General features: G+C 67.2%; 2 protein-coding genes. Both read left to right on the forward strand.

Translation table 11 applies throughout. The features are described 5' to 3' along the window. Positions 1–1,420, forward strand: a 1,420-nt coding sequence (locus ACWF94_RS37785; RefSeq protein WP_453499358.1) for a glycosyl hydrolase family 18 protein, incomplete at its 5' end; no start/stop codon positions are given. Between the two features lie 268 nt (positions 1,421–1,688). Continuing rightward, positions 1,689–2,936 (forward strand): acyl-CoA dehydrogenase family protein, encoded by a 1,248-nt coding sequence (locus ACWF94_RS37790; RefSeq protein WP_453499360.1) that lies wholly within the window; start codon positions 1,689–1,691, stop codon positions 2,934–2,936. The last annotated feature ends 23 nt before the right edge of the window (positions 2,937–2,959 follow it).

Consider the following 2,959-nt stretch of genomic DNA (forward strand, 5'->3'; position numbering starts at 1 on the left):
GAGCAGAGCGGCCGCGGCGGCGGCCGGCCCGGACATGCCCACCCCGCCCGGTGATCTCAGGGCCGTTGAGATCACCGGCACCACCATCAAGATCAGCTGGTCCCCTTCGACCGCACCCGACGGCATCGCCTCCTACACGGTTCGTGTGGGCGAGAGCACCTGGGGAACCACGACGGAGACAAGCTTCACCGCCACCGGGCTCAATACGGGGACGGAACACCTCTTCGATGTGGTCGCCGTGGACGACAACGGGGTGGAGAGCCCCGCGAGCGCCTCCATCACGGCCCGTACCACGGGCACGATCCCGGCGCCGCCCGCGAAAGCCGTCACCATGGGAGTCTTCCCCGAAGACGACGAGGGGCCGCGGAACTTCGAGGTCAAGAATCTGGTGACCAGCGGAACCGCCGCCAGGCTCACCCATCTCACCTACGCGTCCGGCAAGATCCAGAACGGCAAGTGCACCTTCGGCGATCCCTACCGGGCACTGCAGCGCAGCGTCCCCGCCGAGCACAGTGTGGACGGCGAGCGCGACACCTTCGGCCAGGCGGTCAGCGGCAACATCAACCAGCTGCGGAAGCTGAAGAAGCTGCATCCCCACCTCAAGATTCTGTGGTCCTTCGGCGGCAGCCGGTATTCAGCGGGATTCCCGCAGGCCCTCAAGGACCCGGCCGCGTTCGCCGCGTCCTGTGCCTACATGATCAACAACCGCCAGTGGGCGGACGTCTTCGACGGCATCGACCTGAACTGGGAGCTCCCCGCCGATTGCTCCGTGACCGGCAGCTGTGACTCCGGCGGTCCCGCCGCCTTGAGGACACTGGCGCAGGCGTCCCGCACCGCGCTGGGAGACAAGCTGCTCACCGCGACGATCCACGGCAGCGTCAGCCGGGTCTTCAACAGCGCCGACTACACGGGAGCCGCCCGGTACCTCGACTTGCTCAACGTGAAGTCCTATGACTACGCCCGCCCCACCAGCCACCGCAACACGGCCATGCATTCCGGCTTGCACGGCGGCGCGATGTGGGATGTGCAAACCGCTCACCTGACCTATCTGCGTCTGGCGGGCAGGGGGGTGCACCCCAACAAGATCGTCTTCGGCGTCCCCTCGCACGCCCGGAGATGGGAAGGCGTCTCAAGCCCCCAGCCGGGCTCCTGGGCCACCGGACCCGCCTACGGCACCCTGGGCAGGGGCATGGAGTCCTATCGCACCGTCAAGACCAGGTGCCCGGGGCCCCACGTGGACGGCGGTTCCGCATACTCCCACTGCGGGACCGAGTGGTGGTCCTACGACACCCCGGTCTCGATCGCCGAGAAGGCGGCCTATACGAAACAGTACGGCCTGGGCGGCGCGTTCCTCTCCGACCTCCGCGGCGACACCGACGACGGTGAGCTGGTGACCGCGATCGCCAACGGGCTCCGCTAGCTCCACCCACCGCAGCGCCGGCCATAGGCCCCGGGGTGCGCTCCCCCGGGGCATGCCGCGCATCCCGGTCCGCCGATTCGGCGGGGCCTCGAAGGGACGCCCGGCCTCCCCGGTGTCGCGGGCGAAGGGCGGCCTCTTCTCCTGCCGGGGGTTGACGAGTTCTCCTGCCGGGGGTTGACGAGGAGCGGCACCGCCCGCAAACTAAGCGCTTGCATAGTAACTATGCAAGCGCTTAGTTTTCTGTTGCCCGCGCGCCCAGGAGCCACCCATGCGACGCACCCTGTTCGACAACGATCACGACGACTTCCGGGCCGCTGTCCGCGGGTTCGTCGACCGTGAGCTGCGGCCACGGCAGGAGCACTTCATCCAGCAGCGGTCCATCGACCGCTCGGCCTGGCTGGCGGCCGGCAAGCAGGGTCTGCTGGGGCTGCTGGTGCCGGAGGAGCACGGCGGCAGTGGTGCGGGCGACTACCGGTTCAGTGCCGTATGGAGTGAGGAGCTGGCCAGGCTGTCGTTGGCCTTCGCCTCCTCCTTCACGATCCACTCCGAGGTCGTCGCGCCCTACCTGGTGGAGCTGACCACCCCCGAGCAGCGTGAGCGCTGGCTGCCGCGCTTCTGTTCGGGGGAGCTGGTCGCCGCGATCGGCATGACCGAGCCCTCGGCGGGTTCCGACCTCGCGGCGCTGCGCACCACGGCCGTACGGGACGGATCGGACTGGATCCTCGACGGCTCCAAGACCTTCATCACCAACGGCTTCGGCGCGGACCTCGTCGTCGTCGCCGCTCGCACCAGCCCCGAGAAGCGGGCCAAGGGCATCAGCCTGTTCGTGGTGGAGGCCGGGATGCCGGGCTTCGAACGCGGCCGGAAGCTGGACAAGGCCGGGCAGCACGAGGCCGACACCGCCGAACTGTTCTTCGACGGAGTACGCGTGCCCGCCGGAAACGTCATCGGCGAGGTGGACCGCGGCTTCGCGCACATGATGGAGCGGCTGCCGCAGGAGCGAATCGGCGCCGCGGTGACGAACATCGCCCACGCCGCCCAGATCCTCGACGAGACGATCGAGTACGCGCGGGAGCGCCGCGCCTTCGGGCAGCCGATCGGCTCCTTCCAGTACAACAAGTTCCGCCTGGCCGAGCTTGTCACGTCCGTCGAGGTCACCCAGGCGTTCGTCGACCAGTGCGTGGCCGCGCACGTCGCCGGGGAACTCGGCGCGGTGGACGCCGCCAAGGCCAAGTGGTGGTCGGCCGAGGTACAGAACGAGGTCCTCGACGCCTGCGTCCAGCTCCACGGCGGCTACGGCTACATGAACGAGTACCCGATCGCTCGCCTGTACGCGGACAACCGCGTCAACCGCATCTACGGCGGCACCAGCGAGATCATGAAGACGATCATCGCGAAGGACATAGACGAGCATATGCGAATCATCTTTCGTGAAAAAGCTTATGAAATCGAGTCGATCTTGCCTAACTATTCGCGCCGGCACTTCATTACAATAAAAGCAAATGTGGTGAGCTGATGAATTTTGAGTTGGAATTGAAA

Source organism: Streptomyces sp. NPDC055078 (genome assembly GCF_053607985.1).

Coding starts and splice junctions, on each gene's coding strand:
- ACWF94_RS37790 (WP_453499360.1), top strand. CDS start 1,689: ATGCGACGCACCCTGTTCGACAACGATCACGACGACTTCCGGGCCGCT.